Origin of the sequence: Enterococcus ureasiticus (assembly GCF_001730285.1) — a bacterium.
Classification (GTDB): domain Bacteria; phylum Bacillota; class Bacilli; order Lactobacillales; family Enterococcaceae; genus Enterococcus_L; species Enterococcus_L ureasiticus.
In genome coordinates this window covers 44,698-63,929 of the sequence record NZ_MIJZ01000013.1, presented here as the reverse complement: position 1 = coordinate 63,929, position 19,232 = coordinate 44,698, and the positions used below count along the sequence as shown (strand labels likewise).

The window sequence follows — 19,232 nt, the reverse complement described above, 5'->3', positions numbered from 1 at the left end:
AAAAGAGAGAAAGAGGACGAGTATGGGGGAGAATCAGTTAAAGCGTGAAATTTCTTTGTTTGGCGCTTTTTCAACAGTTATGGGTACGGTTATTGGTGCGGGAGTCTTTTTTAAAACAGCAAGTGTGGTTAGTTTTGCTCAATCATCAAGTTTAACGATTTTTGCTTGGATATTAGGTGGTATTTTAACCTTATGTGCAGGTTTGACTAGTGCTGAATTAGCTACAGCAATTCCAAAAACGGGTGGAGCTGTTAAATATATTGAATATACTTATGGAAAGCTACCTGGTTTTTTACTTGGTTGGGCACAAAGTGTGATTTATTTTCCAGCTAATATTGCAGCTTTATCGATTATTTTTAGTACACAATTTATTCACTTATTTCATTTATCGAATGATTTTCTTTTGCCAGTAGCTTTGGGAACAGGGTTAAGTGTGACTCTAATCAATCTGTTAGGAACTAAAACGGCTTCGAATTTACAATCAGTCACATTGATTGTAAAAATGATCCCAATTGCTTTAATCGTATTGGTAGGACTTTTTATACCGGAAAATGTTGAAGTGTCATTATTTCCTATAAAAGCTGGTGGAGATGGCAGTTTTATCCAAGCACTTAGCGGTTCCTTACTAGCAACTATGTTTGCTTATGATGGCTGGTTAGGTGTTGGGGCTGTAGCAGGTGAAATGAAACGGCCAGAAAAAGATTTACCAAAGGCGATTTTTTTAGGATTGACGTTTATTACAATTGTATATGTTTTGATCAATTTGGTTTTTCTTAAAACATTACCGATTGAACAACTTTCTGGAAATTTAAATGCAGCTTCAGACGCTTCAAATCAAATTTTTGGTTCGTTTGGCGGGAAGTTAGTGACAATAGGTATTTTAATCTCTGTATATGGGGCGTTAAATGGATACACGATGACAGGAATTCGAGTTCCTTATGCATTAGCATTAGAAGAGATGATTCCTTTTAGCAAACAATTTCAAAAATTATCCAAAAGATTTGTTGTTCCATATATTGCAGGAATCGTTCAATTTGGCATTGCCGCAATCATGATGTTTTTAGGAAGTTTTGATTTATTAACGGATATGTTAGTTTTTGTTATGTGGCTGTTTAGTTTATTGATTTTTTCTGCAGTGTTGATTCTAAGAAAAAAAGAACCAGAGCTAAATCGTCCTTATAAGGTGCCTTTTTATCCAGTTATTCCCATTATAGCGATCTTCGGAGGATTATTTATTTTGGTTACTACGTTGTTTACGCAAACACTATTGGCTAGTATTGGAATTGGAGTGACCTTGCTAGGAGTTCCAGTCTATCTGATGAATCAAAAAAATAAAAGCATTAAAGATTAAATAATTTTCATTTATTGTCAAAAATTTATCACTTTAGACTAAGATATTGAGAAAAACATCAAAGATTATTTGGTATAATAAAGGTGATCTAAGTCTTTATCACTAGATAAAGCAGTGCTCTTGCTTAACCCTTTTGAGCAAGAGCTACTTTTTCTCAAAAATTTTAATAAAATTAACAATTTCTGAAAGTTATTCTGGTCAAATTTTTAGTATAATAGATATATCAAAACGATAAACTATTTTGGGGAAGATAGTGCATCAGAACTCTTGGTAAAGCTGTAAGTGTTGATTTTCAACATTTGCAGCTTTATTTTCATTTTAAAAACTGATAAATAGCTAGTGTTTAGAAAAAAACAATATTTCTCACCATTTAGGTGGTTTTAGAGGATGAAGCAAAACTGTTCTTTAGTTTTGCTTCATCCTCTTTTTTTACACTATTTTTCAATTTAACTGCGTATTTTATTATAAGGAGGGAAGAAAATGGATATTAAAGAGCTTTCTATGGGGTTAATCGAATGGGGGATGAAGGAATGCATACAGGATATCTATATTTTGCCAAATGAGAATAAGGTTCAGGTGTTTGCAAGGAAAGGAAAGCACCGAGTTATTTTCAAAGAATTAAATGAAAGTGATGGAGAAAAATTGATTTTTCATTTTAAATTTATCGGCAGCATGGATGTTGGTGAGAGAAGGAAAGCACAAGTTGGTGCTGCAACATATGTGGCCAATCAGAAAGAGATCCGGTTACGCTTATCAACTGTTGGCGATTTTAGACAAAGGGAGAGTTTAGTGATTCGTTTTTTACATGTTTTTGGAAATAGTCAGGAAAATTATTTTTTACCACAACAATTAACGGTTGTTAGGAAGCATATAAAACGTCGTGGTTTACATTTATTTTGTGGACCTGTTGGATCTGGGAAAACAACACTGATGTATAAATTGGCGAAAGAGACAGATCAATTTCAGCAAGTGATCACAATAGAAGATCCTGTCGAAATTGAAGAACGATCATTTCTACAACTGCAGACCAATACTAAAATTGATCTGACTTATGATGTATTGATCAAAGCTTGTTTACGTCATAGACCGGACATTTTGATTATTGGTGAAATTCGAGATGGACTTACTGCACAAGCGGCAATCAGAGCTGCACTTACAGGGCATACGGTATTCGCAACGATTCATGCAAGAAGTATTAGTGGTGTATATGAGCGGCTAGCTGAATTGGGCGTGCAGCATAGAGAAATCGGTGAATGTTTAACAGGTATAATTTATCAAAGATTATTGCCTTTTAAGGCGCCTGATGACAGGGAAATCAGTGGGTTACTTATGGATTATAAATTTTCGAAAAAAATGACTTCTAAATGGTCAACAGAATTAAGAAAGGTTTGGGCCTATGGATTTATCGATAATCAAACGTTTGAAGAAGAAAAAGAGCACTAAATTATCAAGTCAGCAACAGCAATTGTTTATCCAGTTGCTTGCAGACTTATTAAGTAATGGATTTACAATTCAAGAAAGTTTGGTGTTCATGAGGAAATCTCGTTCGATTTCAGAGGCAACTATCGACTACTTGATTCATATTATGGAACGTGGAGATTCGCTGCATGGTGGCTTGGCTCAGCTTGGATTTAAGACGTCGATCATTACCCAAATTGAATTTGCTCAAACTCATGGAGATATAACAGGAACACTAAAAAAAATCAAACAGCATATGAAAATCGTTGATAGACAGCAACAAAATTTCTATAAAGTAATCAGTTATCCTGTATTGCTCTTGCTTTTTTTAACAGTGGTTTTGATCAGTATTCGTCAAGTTCTACTGCCCCAATTAATGACAAATGGCACAATCCAAGCAGATAATATTGGGATTAAGTTTATACAGCAAAGTCCATATTATATACTGGCAATTATGTTTGGTCTAACTAGCGTGATTCTTTTGATGCGTTGGTATTTGAGTAAAAGAACCTTTATACAAGGAGCAGAGTTTGTTTCGAAGATACCACTTGTTGGGAAGTTGTATAGAGAATATAATTCAGCATTTTTTGCACTTGAATGGGGCAAACTATTTTCTCAAGGACTAGAAATCAAAATGATCATCCAATTGATGCAAGGGGCAGATCAGCAATCTTTAATGAGTGAATTGGCTGAAATGATTGAAGAACGGTCAATGTTAGGACATACCTTTTACGAACAGTTACCAAGATTTACTTTCTTTTCTCCAGAGTTATCGTTGATTATTCAGCAAGGGCAGGTCAAAGGAAATTTAGGAAAAGAGTTGATTTTATATAGCGAACTTTGTTGGCAGCGATTTTTTAAACGAATGGAGAAAATTATTCAGTGGATTCAACCAATTATTTTTTTAGTAGTTGCATTATTGGTTGTTAGTATTTATGCAGCAATGCTGTTACCTATTTATGGTGGAATGGAGGAGTTTTTATGAAAAAGAAAAAACAACAAATAAATTATAAAGGGTTTACCTTGCTAGAAATGCTTGTTGTACTGCTGATAATTTCTGTTTTGATCCTATTATTTGTTCCTAATCTTTCAAAACATAAAGAAGGAGTAGATAAAAAAGGCAATGAAGCCATTGTGAAAATAGTAGAAACACAAATCGATCTTTATAGTATGGAGAAAAATCAAATACCTACTGTAGACCAGTTATTAAAAGAAGAATATATTACACAAGAACAATATGACAAGTATCAGGCGAGTAAGTAGAGCTTATGTATATGAAAGGTTTTACGTTAATAGAATCTTTAGTAGTCTTGTTTATTTGTACGATATTTATGCTACTTCCAACTCTTACTATAAATAAATGGAAGCAGGTATTAGAAGTGGATCAGTTTTTATCTTCTTTTGAGAAAAAATTGCTCTTTACGCAGCAAATGGCAGTTGTAAATACAGTGGATACACAGGTTATATTTTTTGAGCAAAGCCAACAAATCAATTTCAAAAACGGACAAGTAGTAGAAGAAATACTGGAGATTCCGGTATCATTACAAATTGCTGGACCGGAAAAAATCATTTTCAAAAAAGGATCTGGAAACATTGGAAAACTTTCTAAATTTTCTTTTTCATGGATAGAAAAAAATCAACTGATCGAATTTCAATTCCAATTAGGGAGTGGTCGCTATGTTAAAAAAATCAAACAATTATAGCGGCTATATTTTGCTTGAAAGCTTGATTGCATTAGGTTTACTGTGTTTGATAATTGGCAGTTACGTTTCACTAAATACATTTCTGTTGAAAAAGAATAAACAAGCGACCAACCAATTATTACTACACAGAGTTTTATATGAAAAAATGAAGCACTATGAAAATCATGGAGGAGCGTTGATTCAAGATATACACATAGAAAATAGAAACTATCAATTACGCTTTTATAAAACCGAAAATAAGTTGATCAAAGTGGAGATTATAGATGAAAAAGAGAGCTTTACGATTAAGAAAGAGTGACATACGAAATAGTTTTTTAGGATTTACCTTACTCGAATGTTTGCTTGCGTTGTTTCTATTATCAATTATCTGCTTGCTCTTTTCAGCTTCGGTTAAGAATGCTACTATTGTGACGAACCACATAAAAAGTGATCGGCAAAAAGAATGGCATATATTTGTGATTCAACTAGAGAATGAGTTGAAAAATTGTCGCTACGAAAATACGCAAGCGAATAAAATGATTCTTAGAAATAAAAAAAATAATAAACCAGTTTGGATTGAGCATAAATTAGGCAAAATTATAAAAGTTGAGAATGGAGGCTATCATCCTCTTTTGATTGGGATTAGACAAGCAATTTTTATAGAGGAAGATAAAGCTGTCGTAATAAAAGTAACCTTCGAAAATAACTTGAGTGTCACGGCAAAATGGATCATCACACAGGAACATGAGTATGAATAAGAAATACAAAGGAGGCGTGTTACTTACAGCATTATTATTTGTTTTTTTATTTAGTTTTATTTTTACGTTAGTTTTGGAAGACTTTCAGCTGACACATCGATTTACGAAAAAGACCAAAGATTACTATATTGCCAAGACAATGGTAAGTATGTTTCTTTCAGACATTAAGCAGGAGAAGCAACAACTTGTAAAAAAAGGATATCAGAATTTTTCGATAGGGACGTTACAATATGAATATGATCAAGCAACAATAAGCATTGTTGTTCAATTGAACCAAACTACTTACAGCTTTCAAGAACAATATAAAGAAGTAAAAAAGAATCAAATCAAAACTAATATTGTAGCCGATTGAATCGGGAGAATGATAGCAATCAAAAATCTGTGAAATGTGTATCAAACTAATAATGAAAAAAACTAATACAGAGATTAGTTTTTAAAAGAAAATCAATTAGAATCATTTTATGATTTTTGTAAAAATAAGAGTAGTTCATTGATTTACAAATAATATTAGGAAATTGATTGATTATTGTCTGGTTTTTCGTTAAAATAGAACAGGTATGAAAATTGTTATATTATAGAAGGAAATTGAGGTGTTTCTTTTGTTCCCTGAGAAAATAGAAAAGGCTTTCGGTTTAATGGAACAGGCCATCGGATTGCTTAAACGATCTTTAGATACTTCTTTTTTAGATGCATACACTGAAAATGGTGAAAATATCATCGATAATTACCAAGTGCGTGTGCAAGATGGAGTACCCGATGAACAAACTGTTCAAAAACTTAAAACTATCTATCAACAATTACAAGCAATCGAATTGGAACCAGAAGAGATTAGACGTTTGTCTCAATTGATTTTACTTAAAGGGAATAAAGCAGAGTCCTTACAGGCAAATCATCAACTAACGCCAGATAGTATCGGCTTCTTATTTGTTTATTTGATCGAGCAACTGTATAGCCCAGAACAATCGTTAAAAGTTCTTGATATCGCAACAGGCATGGGTAATCTTCTGTTGACAATCATTCTTAACCTGAACTTAGCAAAGTACACCGTTCAAGGCTTTGGTGTGGATATCGACGATACCTTACTTTCTGTTTCAGCAACCAATAATGAGTGGACAAAGGCAACGATACAATTATTCCATCAAGATGGATTACAAGACTTACTTGTTGATCCTGTCGATGTAGCTGTCAGTGATTTGCCCATCGGTTATTATCCAAATGATGAAAAGGCAAAAGACTTTGACTCAGCAGCAGAAGAAGGGCATAGTTATGCCCATCACTTATTGATGGAACAAGCAATGAAATTTGTTAAACCTGACGGATATGGATTGTTTTTGATACCAACCAATATTTTAGAGACAGAACAGAGTTCGTTCTTCAAAAATTGGCTGCAAAAAAATGTTTATCTACAGGGAATGATTCAGTTACCAGATGAACTTTTTAAATCAGTTCAATCAAGAAAAAGTATTTTGTTTGTACAAAATAAAGGTGACCATAGCGAGCAGGCAAAAGAAGTGCTCGTTGCAAAATTAGGTTCATTGAAAGATCCTGCGAAAGTAACTCAATTTTTTCAACAATTTGAGGCTTGGAAGTCTTCAAATTTAAAATAAAACAACTGATAAAGAGGAGAATATTATGTCTAAAACAATTGCAATCAATGCTGGAAGTTCAAGTTTAAAATGGCAGTTATACCAAATGCCAACTGAAGAAGTAGTCGCTAAAGGAATCGTTGAACGAATTGGTTTGAATGATTCTATCTTTACGATCAAATATGGTAATGACGAAAAATATGAAGAAATCATCGACATCAATGATCACGATGTTGCAGTAAAAATGTTATTGGATAAATTAACTGAATTAAACATCTTGGCTTCTTTTGATGAAATTACTGGTGTTGGCCATCGTGTTGTTGCAGGTGGAGAAGACTTTAAAGATTCTGTTGTTATTGACGATGAAGTTTTAGCAAAAATTGAAAAATTAGCAGAACTTGCACCATTACACAATCCAGCAAATGCAATGGGAATCAAAGCGTTCAAAAAAATCTTACCTGATATTATCAGTGTTGCTGTATTTGATACATCTTTCCATACAACAATGCCAAAACACAATTTCTTATACAGTATTCCAACTGAATACTATGACAAATATGCAGCTCGTAAATACGGTGCACACGGAACAAGCCACAAATTTGTTGCAGAACGTGCAGCAGAAATGCTTGGTCGTCCAATCGAAGAGTTAAAAATCATTACTTGTCACTTAGGTAACGGTGCATCAATCACTGCCGTTGATGGTGGTAAATCTGTTGATACATCAATGGGCTTCACACCACTTGCAGGTGTAACAATGGGAACTCGTTCTGGAGATATCGATCCATCTTTACTAGCTTACCTAATGGAAAAACTTGAATTGACTGATATCAAAGACATGATCGACATCTTAAATAAAAAATCAGGTTTACTTGGTTTGACTGGCATTTCTAGTGATATGCGTGATTTAGAAGCAAACATGGATAAAGAAGCTGTTCAAGTGGCTTATGATATCTTTACAGATCGTATCCGCAAATACATCGGTAGTTATGTAACTGTTTTAAACGGTGTAGATGCAATTGTCTTTACTGCTGGAATCGGTGAAAATGATTCACATGTTCGTAGTGAAGTAATCAAAGGCATGACTTGGTTTGGTTGTGAATTAGATGATGAGAAAAACAATGTTCGTGGAAAAGAATCAGTGATTTCTACAGAGGATTCTAAAGTTAAAGTATTATTGATTCCAACTGATGAAGAATTAATGATTGCACGTGATGTTGAGCGTCTAAGAAAATAATAATCAAAAAAAAGCAACCCGATTTTTTAGCGGGTTGCTTTTTTATTGAATAAACTATTCTTCGTCTTTTTGAACCGGAATTTTATTGTCTAAATCGGTTCTTACCACGAGTACATCACAAGCGGCATTACGGATAACATATTCAGAAACAGAGCCAATAAACAATCGTTCAACGGCATTCAGACCAGTTGCACCGAGCATGATCAAGTCAACTTCATGATCTTGAGGCAGTTGTTTTGCAATCAAGGGTTTTGGAGAACCATATTCAATGATACTAGATACTTTTTCACAGCCATGTTCTTTTGCTTGTTTTTTGTAACCTTCAAGTGTTTGTTTTGCCATTTCAGTAGCTTGTTCAGCTAAGACACCATCAAAAGAAGAAACGGATTGAAATGCCCGTGTATCAATAACGTGAGCTAATAGTAACTCTGCATCATTTCTCATAGCGACATTCATTGCTTTTTGAAAAGCTAATTCTGCTTCATTTGATCCATCAACGGCAACCATGATTTTACGATAATTTTGTAACATTGTGACCACTCCTTTTCAAATAGTTGAAAATAGATAGTTCTTAATACTTTAATTGTAGAACAAAACTGTAAAAAAGGAAAATAAAAAAGAAGATACTGTTATAGAATCTTCTTGGCAAACATAACACTGAATACTGCTGAAATCACAAGCAAGCTAAAAATATAGAACAACGAGAAAAACTTTAAATTAAAGATTCCAACTAAAATACCGATAGCAGCTAAAATCAGATAAAAAACACCGAACTGATGTAAAAACTGCTTATTTTCATCAGGTTCACCGTTGTGCATTATTGGCAAAAAAACAGTTGCCTTTTTTAATAAATAAATTCCAATAATAACTAATAATGCTACAGATACAAAAATAAGTATGCGAATCATGCCTTGAACCTCCATCAAATAAAAAACAATTTGCACTCCGCAAATTGTTTGGTAATCTAAATAAAAATGGTAAAATCCGTCGATGCCGTTATTCGTCCTATAGTATTGAACCCGCAAACAAAGCAGGTGGGTTCCACGACTGACAGCTTCGAACTACCAAATGATAAGGCTTGTTACCAGCTTAGGTACCAGAAGGATCCCTAGATATCAATAAAATGTTCGGTCAACACACAAAAAAGACAACGCGTACATCACAGATTTACCATCTTTATAATAGCACAACATGGAGCAAACAGCAACGAGGGTGCTTCAATTTGAAAGCGGATTATTATTTAGTTTTCTTTCCTTTTTTCCAGTCCTGGATCCGTTGATACTGTTGGTGCAGTGCTTGTTCATACTTTCCAGTATCAATTGGTTCATAATAATGGGCATTTTTTATTTTATCTGGAAGATATTGCTGATCGACCCAAGCATTTTCAAAGTTATGGGGATATTGGTAACCAATTCCTCGATTCAATTCTTTTGCACCAGAATAATGACTATCACGTAAATGATCAGGAACATCTCCTGCTTTTCCTTCTCGTATGTCAGCTAAAGCAGCATCAATTGCGCTGATGGCAGAATTAGATTTTGGCGATAAGCATAAATCAATCACAACACTAGCGAGAGGGATGCGTGCTTCTGGAAAACCAAGCTTTTCTGCAGCTTGAACAGCAGTGATGGTACGGGCTGCAGCAGGTGGATTCCCTAAACCGATATCTTCATATGCAATCACCATTAAACGGCGACAAATAATTGGTAGATCACCAGCTTCAACTAATCTGCCAAGATAATGAAGGGCGGCATCAACGTCACTGCCGCGAATCGATTTTTGAAATGCAGAGATCACATCGTAATGAGCATCACCATTTTTATCGTGAGTCAAGGCTTTGCGTTGCACACATTCTTCAATAATGGAAAGGGTGATCACAATTTTTTTGTCATCATTTTCAGGTGTGGATTTGACAGCCAGTTCCAGTCCATTTAGTGCACTGCGCAAGTCACCATTGGTTGCTCGGGATAAATGCTGTAGTGCTTTTTCTTCTAAAACCACTGGGAATTCTCCTAGACCACGCTCTGAATCAGACAATGCTTCTTTGACAGCTTTTTGAATATCTAATTCAGTTAGAGGTTTGACTTCAAAAATTTGTGTCCGGCTTCGAATGGCTGGATTGATTGTAATATAAGGATTCTCAGTTGTTGCTCCGATCATAATGATTCTACCGCTCTCAAGATGGGGCAATAAAAAATCTTGTTTTGTTTTATCTAAACGATGGACCTCATCCAGCAACAAGATTACAGTACCGCTCATTTTTGCTTCTTCTGCGACGATCTGAAGATCTTTTTTAGTGTCGGTTGCTGCATTCAATAAGCGAAAAGCATAGCTTGTAGAACCTGCGATCGCACTGGCAATACTGGTTTTACCCGTACCCGGAGGGCCGTATAAAATCATAGAAGACAGCATACGTGCTTCCACCATACGACGAATGATTTTTCCAGGACCAACAAGTTGTTGTTGACCAACGACTTCATCTAAATTACGTGGTCGCATGCGGTAAGCTAGTGGTTTTTGCATCGTTGAACCTCCTTATTTTAAAAGCGTAGCAGACTCGTTCAACCATGACAGAAAAATAGGAAAATCCGAGGGCGGCGTTTTTTGCCGCAATCGTATTTTATCTTTTTTCCGAAAGGTTAGTCTGCGAAGCTAGATAAATAAAAGCGTAGTGGGTTACTCAAATATCTGAGATTTCAGCCCATGAAGCTAGACAATAAATTCTTTATTTACTTATTATACCATAAAGAACGTACGTTTGTATTCGGCCGAGTTTTGAGAAATGGTGAAAGGGAAAATCAGGTATTTATCTTACTAATCGTTTGTTATTTCAATGGATAATAGGCCTAGATTCGTGTATGATAGGAAGTGGTGAAAAATAATGAATGACACGATAAATTTTTTTAATAAAAAATCAACTGAAGAAATCGCTCAGTTTTTATTAGGGATGTACTTAGAACATGAGACTGAAACGGGTACACTTGCAGGCTATATCGTTGATACAGAGGCTTACTTAGGTCCAAAAGATGAGGCAGCTCACAGTTTTGGATTACGGAATACGCCACGACTAAAAGCTATGTATGAAAAACCGGGAACGATTTATTTATATGCAATGCATACGCATTTGATTTTAAATATGGTAACACAAGAAAAAGGGAACCCACAAGGAGTAATGATTCGTGCCATTGAACCCGTTGATGGAATCGAAAAAATGGAAAAAAATCGTAAGGGGCGTAAAGGAATCGAGTTGTCAAATGGTCCAGGTAAGCTAGTCGCAGCTTTAGGCATTGACAGAGAATTATATGGTCAATCGATTTTTGACAGTTCATTACGGATCGTTCCAGAAAAAAGAAAAACACCCCAAAAAATCATTTCACTTCCTAGAATTGGAATTCCCAATAAAGGAATCTGGACAGATTTGCCATTAAGGTATGTGGTTGCAGGAAATCCTTATATTTCTAAACAAAAAAGAAGTGATATCGATCAAAAGGCCTTTGGCTGGAAGGAAGAAAATAAATGAAAAAAGCAACGATGTTAACTTATCTAGATCAACAACTCACAAAAAATATCACAGAATATGATGTAGCACTTGATTGGAATGCGAAAAATCATTCAATCGAAGTGGTTTTCCGATTATTTGCTGAAAATACAGCTCATGAACAAATCGATGATGCGCAAGGGACTGTTTCAGAAGAAGAGATTATTGAATTTGAAGATGGTATTTTATTTTATAACCCTGAAAAAACTTCTATAGATGAAGACGAGTATTTAGCTTGTATTCCTTATGAAGGAAAAAAAGGGATCAAACAATCCATATTAGATGGTTTTGTCGCCTATTTGAACGAAGTATTAACAGAAGGTCAAAGCGACTTGTTAGACTTTTTAACAGACGAAGAACAAGAAGTATTCGAGCTGAAATGGTCGCAAGAAGCCTTTGAAGAATCAGTTCAAAATTATCAAAAAGCAGATGGCGATAAATATATCGCTTATCCAAGCTATTAAAAAAGAGGTGATCGTATGAAGTGGACAGAAGTAAAAGTTGAAACAGCCAGTGAAGCGGTTGAAGCAATTTCAAATATTATGATGGAAGCAGGAGCCAGTGGTGTTGCCATTGAAGATTCTTTAGATGTCGAAAATTTCCAAAGTGATCTTTATGGAGAACTACTTGATAAGGAACAATTCACACATATCAAAGAAGGTGCTTTGGTCATGGCCTATTTCCCTGAAACGACTTTTTTACCAGAAATACTTCCTTTTATTAAAGAAAGTATCACTCGTTTGCCAGAATTTGGGCTTGCAATCGGTAAAAATGAAGTGAGTGTTAGCGAAGTAGCTGAAAGTGATTGGGCAACAGCTTGGAAAAAGTATTATCATCCAGTTCGCGTGACTCGTTTTCTAACGATCGTTCCAAGCTGGGAAAAATATGAGGCACAAGATGAGTTTGAAAAAATAATTACCTTGGATCCAGGAATGGCTTTTGGAACAGGGACACATCCAACAACTCGTTTAACGTTACAAGCTTTGGAAACCGTGTTGCGAGGGGGCGAAACGCTTCTTGATGTTGGAACTGGTTCTGGTGTGTTGAGTATTGCAAGTAAATATTTAGGGGCAAAAGAAGTTTATGCCTATGATTTAGATGAAGTTGCTGTGACTGCGGCAAAAGAAAATATGGATATGAATCCGATCGCAAGTGACGTTCATGTTTCAGCTAATGACCTGTTGAAAGATGTAACCATCGAAGCAGATGTGATCGTAGCCAATATTTTAGCCGACATCATAACATTGATGATCGAAGATGCATGGCGTTTATTGAAAAATGATGGAACGCTGATTGTTTCTGGGATCATTCATGAGAAAAAGGCAATGATCGTAGAAAAAATGACAGAAGCAGGTTTTCTTGTGGATCAGATTTTCCAACAAGGAGATTGGTATGCGATTATTTTAAAGAAAACAGAGGAAGAGTAAGATGCAGCGTTACTTTCTAACTGAACCTTATGAAGCCAAAGAGCACTATGTGATCACAGGGGAAAATTATCATCACATCGTTCGAGTGATGCGGATGGAAACGGAACAGCAAGTTTTCTTGGCGTTTAGCGATCGTTTGGCGATCATTGCTGAAATCACCGAGATTACAGAAGATGCCGTTTATTTAAAAGAAGTCAGTAAAGAACAAGCTGAAAAAGAATTGCCAGTCAATGTGACCATTGCTTGTGGTCATCCTAAAGGGGATAAACTAGAATGGGTAGTCCAAAAAGGAACGGAGCTTGGCAGCCATAAATTTATTGGGTTTCCAGCTAAAGCTTCTGTTGTGAAGTGGGATCATAAAAAATTGGCAAAAAAAAGGGACCGCTTGAAAAAAATTGCAACAGAAGCGGCGGAACAATCTCATCGTCAGTTTGCACCAGACATTGTATTATTAGAGAAAGAACAAGAACTGATCGATGTTTTTTCTAGTTATGATAAAGTGTTGATCGCTTACGAAGAGTCTGCAAAAGTTGGGGAACGCAGTCGCTTTGCAACAGCACTTTCTGAATTAAAAGTTGGAGAATCTATCCTGATAATTTTTGGGCCAGAGGGTGGTTTTTCACCAGCTGAAATTGAAACATTTCAAGAATATGGCGGTATTATTTGTGGCTTAGGTCCACGGATTTTACGTGCAGAAACGGCGCCAATGTATGTTTTAAGCGCTATTAGTTATCAATTTGAATTAGTGTAAGGTATAGGGGGCTATTTATGGAGTTAGAGTTGCAACGACTTTCAATTATGTTAATGGATCCATCGTTTACAGATCAACAGTTCACAGAAGAAATTCTTTTTTTAAAAGAATTTCCTGTTCGTTCAGTTTTTGTTTTACCTTATAATGTTGCAAGGGCAAAACAATTATTAACAGGAACGACGATTCAAGTAGGCAGTTTCGTTGATTTTCCACTAGGTCGTGGAACATTAGCAAAAAAAGCGTTTGAAACAGGACAGTTGTACAGAGAGGGTGCATCGGATGTTTTTGTGACTATGGCACCGGAACAGTTGGAGATTTATGGAAATCAAAGTTATCAAGCTTTAGAACAGCTGTCGTTTGGGCGAAATGCTCTAGGGTTCTTTTTAGACAGCAGTCATTTAACGGATAATCAAAAACAGGTATTAATGATGGAACTTGTAGAGCTGAATGTTAGTGCTGTTTCTTTAGGTATGAATTTGACAATGGAACAGGCTATTTATGATATGAGCATTTTCAGAACAGGTAGAAAAAAACGAATGACGTTTCAAATAAATGTTAAAGCGCCAACCTTACTTGAAATCGAGCTTCTTTTTCAAGCCGGGGCGTCTTATATCGGAATTAGCAACGGTCGTGAGATTTTACCTTTGATTTCAAAATGGAATTAAGACTTGAGGAATTGAAAATCCAGAAAAATGTTAGTATAATAAAAGATGTTGGAAGTGCTACTGTTTCAAGTGGTACTTTTCTTTTTTTAAAAGATTAATCATTTACATAAATAGAGAGAGTGCTGAATCGTTAGTAAAAAGAGCGTTACTAGATAATGTGTCAAAACAACATATTGCTTTTTAAACTGACGCAGATAAAGGAGTGTGAGAACCATGCCAAAAGAGGAAATTATGACAGGACCAGGAGTCATAAAGCTGGTGTCAAAATATATGGAACCTCAACATGTTGCTTTTGTGCAAAAAGCATGTGATTATGCTGAAAAAGCTCATGAGGGTCAAGTCAGACAGTCAGGTGAACCTTATTTTATCCATCCAATCCAAGTGGCTGGTATTTTAGCGGAATTACGGATGGACCCACATACAGTTGCAACTGGTTTCCTACATGATGTAGTAGAAGATACGGATGTAACACTTGAAGATTTAGCAAATGAATTTGGTGCAGACGTTGCGATGTTAGTGGACGGTGTAACTAAGCTTGGAAAAATAAAATATAAATCTCATGAAGAACAACTAGCCGAAAATCACCGAAAAATGTTACTGGCAATGGCACAAGATTTGCGTGTGATCATGGTGAAATTAGCTGACCGTCTGCATAATATGCGTACGTTAAAGCATTTACGTGAAGATAAACAGCGACGAATCGCGCAAGAAACGATTGAAATCTATGCACCGCTTGCGCATCGCTTGGGGATCAGCAGAATTAAATGGGAGCTAGAAGATACGGCATTACGCTATATCAATCCAAACCAATATTATCGAATCGTGAATCTAATGCAAAGTAAAAGAGATGAACGTGAAGCCTATGTTGAAGAAGCTGTGGAAGACATCCGTTTAGCGACAGAAGATTTAGATATCTATGCCGAAATCTATGGACGTCCAAAACACATCTATTCGATCTATCGCAAAATGAAAGATCAGAAAAAACAATTTAATGAAATTTACGATTTACTTGCGATTCGTGTGATTGTTGATTCAATCAAAGATTGCTATGCTGTTCTTGGTGCAATTCATACAAAATGGACACCGATGCCAGGCCGTTTTAAAGATTATATTGCGATGCCAAAAGCGAATATGTATCAATCTATCCATACAACAGTCATCGGGCCAAAAGGAAATCCAGTTGAAGTGCAGATCAGAACTCATGAAATGCATCAAATTGCTGAATTCGGGGTTGCTGCTCACTGGGCTTATAAAGAAGGCAAGACTGAAAAAGTCGATGAAGATAATGATACAAAACAATTAAGTTGGTTCCGTGAAATTCTTGAACTGCAAGATGAAAGCTATGATGCTTCTGAATTTATGGAAAGCGTCAAAGGGGATATTTTCAGCGACAAGGTTTACGTTTTCACCCCAACTGGCGAAGTAACAGAACTACCTAAAGGTTCTGGCCCGCTCGATTTTGCTTATAGTGTGCATACTGAAATCGGCAATAAAACAACGGGGGCGAAAGTCAACGGTAAAATGGTTCAGCTAGATTATACACTGAAAAATGGGGATATCATTGAAGTCTTGACCTCTCCAAATTCCTTTGGACCAAGTCGAGACTGGCTAAAAATGGTTGCGACTAGTAAGGCACGAAATAAAATCAAACGATTCTTTAAAATCCAAGATCGTGAAGTCAATATTATCAAAGGGCATGATGCCATCAGCAAATACTTAGTTGAACATGGTTTTGCACCAAAAGAATTTTTAAGTAAGGCAAAAATGGCGGAAGCACTGGATCGTTTTAATTTTCAAACAGAAGACGATCTTTATGCAGCCGTTGGTTATGGTGAAATCAGTGCTCAAGTAGTCTTCAATCGTTTAACTGAGAAGGAACGCAAAGAACAAGAAGTGGAACGCCAAAAACAAGAAGCAGAGGAATTAATGACACAACCTGTCAAAAAAGAATCTGATAAAATGAAAGTTCGTCATGAAGGCGGAATCGTGATTCAAGGAGTTGAAAACCTACTTGTCCGTATCAGCCGCTGCTGTAATCCTGTACCAGGAGATGAAATCGTCGGTTATATCACAAAAGGACGAGGCGTTTCAATTCATAGGGCAGATTGTCCAAATGTACAGCACCAAGAAGAACTTGCCCAACGTTTGATTGAAGTCGAATGGGAAGATACCGATAATTCAAATAAAGAATACGATGCTGATTTAGAGGTTTATGGCTATAATCGCAGTGGATTATTGAATGATGTCCTTCAAGCCATTAGTTCAATAACGAAAAATTTAGTCAGCGTGGAAGCAAAACCAACGAAAAACAAAATGGCGATGATCCATGTGACCGTAAAAATCCAAAATCTAGCCCATTTAAAAACGATTGTAGATAAAATCAAAAATATACCGGATGTTTATAATGTCCGTCGAACCAATGGCTAGGAGGTATAACTTATGAGAGCAGTCATCCAGCGAGTTACGCGAGCTGAAGTTATGATCAATCAAAAAAGTGTAGGGAAGATTGATCAAGGTTTCATGATTTTACTTGGCATTCATGAATCAGACAGTATAGAAGATGTGGCTTATTTAGTTCGAAAAATCAGCAAGCTTCGTGTGTTTGAGGATGATGCTGGTAAAATGAATTTAAGTATTCAAGAGATACAAGGCAGCATTTTGAGTGTTTCTCAATTTACGTTGTACGCAGATACTAAAAAGGGCAACCGCCCTAGTTTTATAGAAGCCGCTCGACCTGAAGCCGCGATTCCTTTGTATGAGTTATTCAATCAGCAGCTTAAAGAACTAGATATTCCTGTAGAAACAGGAGAATTTGGTGCTGATATGGCCGTGTCGTTGATCAATGATGGGCCGGTAACGATCATTATCGATACAAAAGATAAATAAAAAAGCATCATTCCTGCAATGAAAGCGGCAGGGATGATGCTTTTTTTAATAAGTTACTGAAAAAAGTCATACAAATAGTAAATGCTTGGTATAATAAAATATAAAGTGATTGTTGAGGTGTAAGATGGAAAAATATAAGGAAGAGTTATTACCAACATTAAAAAAATTACCTGTACCAGAACTACATGAAACTCTTGTTGCATTAAGTGATTGGTTGAGACCTTTGGTGACATTAGAAGAATTAAAAGACTTTCAAAAAAGAGCAATAACGTTCAGTGTCTCTGATGGTGTATTACTGCAAAAAGATCTAGTTGATCATGCTGAAAATACAGCTGGCAGTTGGCTAGCACCACTTTGGGAAGAAAGCTACTTAGAGAACCGAGGACATTTACAAAGTGAGTCAAATTTTGCCTTGATCATTGACGAAAGCTACTATGATCATATCAAATCAAAAGAAGCACGTGCCGCTCAACTTATCCATCAAATGACTGCTATTTATCTTAGTTTAGCTGATGGAAGCTATCCAATCGAATACACAAAAAAACATCAAAACGTCGATATGTCCTTTTATTTAAATTTTTTCAAAAGCTGCAGAATACCTGGAAAAGACCAAGATTCTTTTTACAGAGGAGAAATACAAACTGCTGGAAATTATATCATCATTTTTGTAAACGGTACCTATTTCCGTTTAGATGTGACGAATGAGCTAGGTGAAATCAATTCTTTAGAACAAGTAATGGAAAGTTTAAATTATATTTTATCGCTAGAGACTGTTCCTAAACACGGAGAAAACTTGATTCCATATTTAACTGGAGTTGAGAGAGAGCAGTCAGCTTTGATTTATCAACAGCTTAAAACAGAGGAGCTGAACAGCGACAATCTGCAACAAATTGAAAATTCATTATTTATGTTGAGTTTTTCGGATGGAAAAGATGAGTCAAAAGAGGAACGAATCACGGAAGTTCTACTGAATACAGATCATCAATTTTTAAGCAAAACCACGCAAGCTGTTATTACAAAAAATGGTCATATCGGTTTTAACATGGAGCATACGGCGATCGATGGTGTACCAACGTTGAATTTACTTACCAAAATTTTTGAATCATTTAATGAGTTGAAGCAGGGATGGACTGAAAAATCTTCTTCTGATTTGGTTCAAAAATTTGAATGGGTATTAACTAACGAAATGATCAGTACTTTAGAAAATGCGCAAAAGCTTGTCGAAATAGAGAATCGTTCATATATCGTCAAACACCAAGTTCTCCCAGAAATTGGGAAAGAACGGATGAAAAAAGCGAGCGTAAGCCCCGATGCCTTCTTCCACATTGCGTTAGCAATGGCGCAACAAGAAGTTTTTGGAACGCTAAGATCCGTTTACGAACCTGTTGCTATGCGTATGTATTATGAAGGTCGAACAGAATCTGCCCGCTCGATCAGTCAAGAGAAAAAGCTATTTGCGGAAGCCTTCTACGATGAAACAGAATCAATTTCTAAGGAAAAATTAGTAGAATTATTCAATGAAGCAGCTACAGCTCACTCCAATCGAATCATGCAATGTCAAAAGGGAAAAGGTTTAGAACGTCATTTGTTTGGCCTTCAAAAAATGGCACTTAACCCTGAAGAAGGTCTGACGTTCTTCTCAGCAGGAGCACTTAAACTATTAGGGGAAGACTTTATTTCAACCACCGGAATTCCTTATGATATATTAGAGTCATTTAGCTTTGGTCCAGTTAATAAAAAAGGTTTTGGTCTTTATTATGGCATTCTTGATGAAAAAGTAATTTTGACTCTATCGTCAAAAAAAGATCATGAAATTGACGCAATACAAATGATCGGTGCGGTCTCTGAGGCGCTGATTTCTTTAACAGAACTTTTAGGTATTTAGAAATTAGAAAG

21 protein-coding genes and 1 other RNA gene are annotated in these 19,232 nt (G+C 35.9%); 18 read left to right on the top strand and 4 right to left on the bottom strand.

Annotation, left to right across the window (positions count from 1 at the left end; genetic code table 11):
* Window positions 1-22 precede the first annotated feature (22 nt).
* The 10 genes from BCR21_RS08730 to BCR21_RS08685 all read left to right on the top strand — a co-directional run bounded on the left by BCR21_RS08730 (window position 23) and on the right by BCR21_RS08685 (window position 8,069).
* Window positions 23-1,351 carry an APC family permease gene (locus BCR21_RS08730; protein WP_069646087.1) on the top strand — a complete coding sequence of 443 codons (1,329 nt, stop codon included), beginning with the start codon at window positions 23-25 and terminating at the stop codon, window positions 1,349-1,351.
* A 480-nt stretch (window positions 1,352-1,831) separates the two neighbouring features.
* Entirely contained in the window at window positions 1,832-2,794 is a 963-nt protein-coding gene (gene comGA / locus BCR21_RS08725; protein ID WP_069646086.1) for a competence type IV pilus ATPase ComGA, read from the top strand.
* On the top strand, window positions 2,748-3,794 hold the full coding sequence (comGB, locus tag BCR21_RS08720; protein ID WP_084013278.1) for a competence type IV pilus assembly protein ComGB: 1,047 nt from the start codon (window positions 2,748-2,750) through the stop codon (window positions 3,792-3,794). The genes comGA and comGB overlap by 47 nt, the downstream gene beginning before the upstream one ends.
* Complete coding sequence (gene comGC / locus BCR21_RS08715; protein WP_069646085.1) at window positions 3,791-4,072, top strand: competence type IV pilus major pilin ComGC; 282 nt, start codon at window positions 3,791-3,793, stop codon at window positions 4,070-4,072. The genes comGB and comGC overlap by 4 nt, the downstream gene beginning before the upstream one ends.
* An 11-nt stretch (window positions 4,073-4,083) precedes the next feature.
* On the top strand, window positions 4,084-4,512 hold the full coding sequence (gene comGD, locus BCR21_RS08710; protein ID WP_069646084.1) for a competence type IV pilus minor pilin ComGD: 429 nt from the start codon (window positions 4,084-4,086) through the stop codon (window positions 4,510-4,512).
* Complete coding sequence (gene comGE, locus BCR21_RS08705) at window positions 4,487-4,810, top strand: competence type IV pilus minor pilin ComGE (RefSeq protein WP_069646083.1); 324 nt, start codon at window positions 4,487-4,489, stop codon at window positions 4,808-4,810. The genes comGD and comGE overlap by 26 nt, the downstream gene beginning before the upstream one ends.
* Window positions 4,776-5,249 carry a competence type IV pilus minor pilin ComGF gene (comGF, locus tag BCR21_RS08700; RefSeq protein ID WP_069646082.1) on the top strand — a complete coding sequence of 158 codons (474 nt, stop codon included), beginning with the start codon at window positions 4,776-4,778 and terminating at the stop codon, window positions 5,247-5,249. Before comGE ends, comGF begins: the two co-directional genes overlap by 35 nt.
* The gene (gene comGG, locus BCR21_RS08695) at window positions 5,242-5,601 is read left to right on the top strand and encodes a competence type IV pilus minor pilin ComGG (protein WP_069646081.1); all 360 of its coding nucleotides are present in this window, start codon (window positions 5,242-5,244) and stop codon (window positions 5,599-5,601) included. The genes comGF and comGG overlap by 8 nt, the downstream gene beginning before the upstream one ends.
* A gap of 247 nt (window positions 5,602-5,848) precedes the next feature.
* The gene (locus BCR21_RS08690; RefSeq protein ID WP_069646466.1) at window positions 5,849-6,856 is read left to right on the top strand and encodes a class I SAM-dependent methyltransferase; all 1,008 of its coding nucleotides are present in this window, start codon (window positions 5,849-5,851) and stop codon (window positions 6,854-6,856) included.
* A 25-nt stretch (window positions 6,857-6,881) separates the two neighbouring features.
* Window positions 6,882-8,069 (top strand): acetate kinase, encoded by a 1,188-nt coding sequence (locus tag BCR21_RS08685; protein WP_069646080.1) that lies wholly within the window; start codon window positions 6,882-6,884, stop codon window positions 8,067-8,069.
* A 54-nt stretch (window positions 8,070-8,123) separates the two neighbouring features.
* Here the strand turns inward: BCR21_RS08685 and BCR21_RS08680 are convergent, their stop codons facing one another.
* The 4 genes from BCR21_RS08680 to BCR21_RS08665 form a co-directional block, all read right to left on the bottom strand.
* Window positions 8,124-8,600 carry a universal stress protein gene (locus BCR21_RS08680; protein ID WP_069646079.1) on the bottom strand — a complete coding sequence of 159 codons (477 nt, stop codon included), beginning with the start codon at window positions 8,598-8,600 and terminating at the stop codon, window positions 8,124-8,126.
* Between the two features lie 98 nt (window positions 8,601-8,698).
* Window positions 8,699-8,977 (bottom strand): hypothetical protein, encoded by a 279-nt coding sequence (locus tag BCR21_RS08675; RefSeq protein WP_069646465.1) that lies wholly within the window; start codon window positions 8,975-8,977, stop codon window positions 8,699-8,701.
* A 69-nt stretch (window positions 8,978-9,046) separates the two neighbouring features.
* A non-coding RNA gene (ssrS, locus tag BCR21_RS08670) (6S RNA) lies at window positions 9,047-9,240 on the bottom strand.
* A 65-nt stretch (window positions 9,241-9,305) separates the two neighbouring features.
* Entirely contained in the window at window positions 9,306-10,592 is a 1,287-nt protein-coding gene (locus BCR21_RS08665) for a replication-associated recombination protein A (protein ID WP_069646078.1), read from the bottom strand.
* Between the two features lie 358 nt (window positions 10,593-10,950).
* On the opposite strand from BCR21_RS08665, the gene BCR21_RS08660 reads away from it, so the two are divergent.
* The 8 genes from BCR21_RS08660 to BCR21_RS08625 all read left to right on the top strand — a co-directional run bounded on the left by BCR21_RS08660 (window position 10,951) and on the right by BCR21_RS08625 (window position 19,221).
* Window positions 10,951-11,589, top strand: a complete 639-nt coding sequence (locus BCR21_RS08660) for a DNA-3-methyladenine glycosylase (RefSeq protein ID WP_139125638.1) — start codon at window positions 10,951-10,953, stop codon at window positions 11,587-11,589.
* Window positions 11,586-12,071, top strand: a complete 486-nt coding sequence (locus BCR21_RS08655; protein ID WP_069646077.1) for a DUF3013 family protein — start codon at window positions 11,586-11,588, stop codon at window positions 12,069-12,071. The genes BCR21_RS08660 and BCR21_RS08655 overlap by 4 nt, the downstream gene beginning before the upstream one ends.
* 15 nt (window positions 12,072-12,086) lie before the next feature.
* Window positions 12,087-13,034, top strand: coding sequence for a 50S ribosomal protein L11 methyltransferase (gene prmA / locus BCR21_RS08650; protein ID WP_069646076.1), 948 nt, complete (start codon window positions 12,087-12,089; stop codon window positions 13,032-13,034).
* A gap of 1 nt (window position 13,035) precedes the next feature.
* Window positions 13,036-13,785 (top strand): 16S rRNA (uracil(1498)-N(3))-methyltransferase, encoded by a 750-nt coding sequence (locus tag BCR21_RS08645; protein ID WP_069646075.1) that lies wholly within the window; start codon window positions 13,036-13,038, stop codon window positions 13,783-13,785.
* Window positions 13,786-13,802: 17 nt separating this feature from the next.
* A complete protein-coding gene (locus tag BCR21_RS08640; protein ID WP_069646074.1) occupies window positions 13,803-14,450 on the top strand; it encodes a beta/alpha barrel domain-containing protein in 648 nt (215 codons plus the stop codon).
* A 213-nt stretch (window positions 14,451-14,663) separates the two neighbouring features.
* Window positions 14,664-16,877, top strand: coding sequence for a RelA/SpoT family protein (locus BCR21_RS08635; RefSeq protein ID WP_069646073.1), 2,214 nt, complete (start codon window positions 14,664-14,666; stop codon window positions 16,875-16,877).
* Window positions 16,878-16,889: 12 nt separating this feature from the next.
* Window positions 16,890-17,336, top strand: a complete 447-nt coding sequence (gene dtd / locus BCR21_RS08630) for a D-aminoacyl-tRNA deacylase (RefSeq protein ID WP_069646072.1) — start codon at window positions 16,890-16,892, stop codon at window positions 17,334-17,336.
* A 124-nt stretch (window positions 17,337-17,460) separates the two neighbouring features.
* Window positions 17,461-19,221, top strand: a complete 1,761-nt coding sequence (locus BCR21_RS08625) for a choline/carnitine O-acyltransferase (protein WP_069646071.1) — start codon at window positions 17,461-17,463, stop codon at window positions 19,219-19,221.
* Window positions 19,222-19,232: the final 11 nt, after the last annotated feature.

Excerpts from the sequence above, each read along its gene's own strand:
- BCR21_RS08730 (WP_069646087.1), top strand. The coding sequence starts at position 23 with ATGGGGGAGAATCAGTTAAAGCGTGAAATTTCTTTGTTTGGCGCTTTT.
- comGA (WP_069646086.1), top strand. The coding sequence starts at position 1,832 with ATGGATATTAAAGAGCTTTCTATGGGGTTAATCGAATGGGGGATGAAG.
- comGB (WP_084013278.1), top strand. The coding sequence starts at position 2,748 with ATGGATTTATCGATAATCAAACGTTTGAAGAAGAAAAAGAGCACTAAA.
- comGC (WP_069646085.1), top strand. The coding sequence starts at position 3,791 with ATGAAAAAGAAAAAACAACAAATAAATTATAAAGGGTTTACCTTGCTA.
- comGD (WP_069646084.1), top strand. The coding sequence starts at position 4,084 with ATGAAAGGTTTTACGTTAATAGAATCTTTAGTAGTCTTGTTTATTTGT.
- comGE (WP_069646083.1), top strand. The coding sequence starts at position 4,487 with ATGTTAAAAAAATCAAACAATTATAGCGGCTATATTTTGCTTGAAAGC.
- comGF (WP_069646082.1), top strand. The coding sequence starts at position 4,776 with ATGAAAAAGAGAGCTTTACGATTAAGAAAGAGTGACATACGAAATAGT.
- comGG (WP_069646081.1), top strand. The coding sequence starts at position 5,242 with ATGAATAAGAAATACAAAGGAGGCGTGTTACTTACAGCATTATTATTT.
- BCR21_RS08685 (WP_069646080.1), top strand. The coding sequence starts at position 6,882 with ATGTCTAAAACAATTGCAATCAATGCTGGAAGTTCAAGTTTAAAATGG.
- BCR21_RS08680 (WP_069646079.1), bottom strand. The coding sequence starts at position 8,600 with ATGTTACAAAATTATCGTAAAATCATGGTTGCCGTTGATGGATCAAAT.
- BCR21_RS08675 (WP_069646465.1), bottom strand. The coding sequence starts at position 8,977 with ATGATTCGCATACTTATTTTTGTATCTGTAGCATTATTAGTTATTATT.
- BCR21_RS08665 (WP_069646078.1), bottom strand. The coding sequence starts at position 10,592 with ATGCAAAAACCACTAGCTTACCGCATGCGACCACGTAATTTAGATGAA.
- BCR21_RS08660 (WP_139125638.1), top strand. The coding sequence starts at position 10,951 with ATGAATGACACGATAAATTTTTTTAATAAAAAATCAACTGAAGAAATC.
- BCR21_RS08655 (WP_069646077.1), top strand. The coding sequence starts at position 11,586 with ATGAAAAAAGCAACGATGTTAACTTATCTAGATCAACAACTCACAAAA.
- prmA (WP_069646076.1), top strand. The coding sequence starts at position 12,087 with ATGAAGTGGACAGAAGTAAAAGTTGAAACAGCCAGTGAAGCGGTTGAA.
- BCR21_RS08645 (WP_069646075.1), top strand. The coding sequence starts at position 13,036 with ATGCAGCGTTACTTTCTAACTGAACCTTATGAAGCCAAAGAGCACTAT.
- BCR21_RS08640 (WP_069646074.1), top strand. The coding sequence starts at position 13,803 with ATGGAGTTAGAGTTGCAACGACTTTCAATTATGTTAATGGATCCATCG.
- BCR21_RS08635 (WP_069646073.1), top strand. The coding sequence starts at position 14,664 with ATGCCAAAAGAGGAAATTATGACAGGACCAGGAGTCATAAAGCTGGTG.
- dtd (WP_069646072.1), top strand. The coding sequence starts at position 16,890 with ATGAGAGCAGTCATCCAGCGAGTTACGCGAGCTGAAGTTATGATCAAT.
- BCR21_RS08625 (WP_069646071.1), top strand. The coding sequence starts at position 17,461 with ATGGAAAAATATAAGGAAGAGTTATTACCAACATTAAAAAAATTACCT.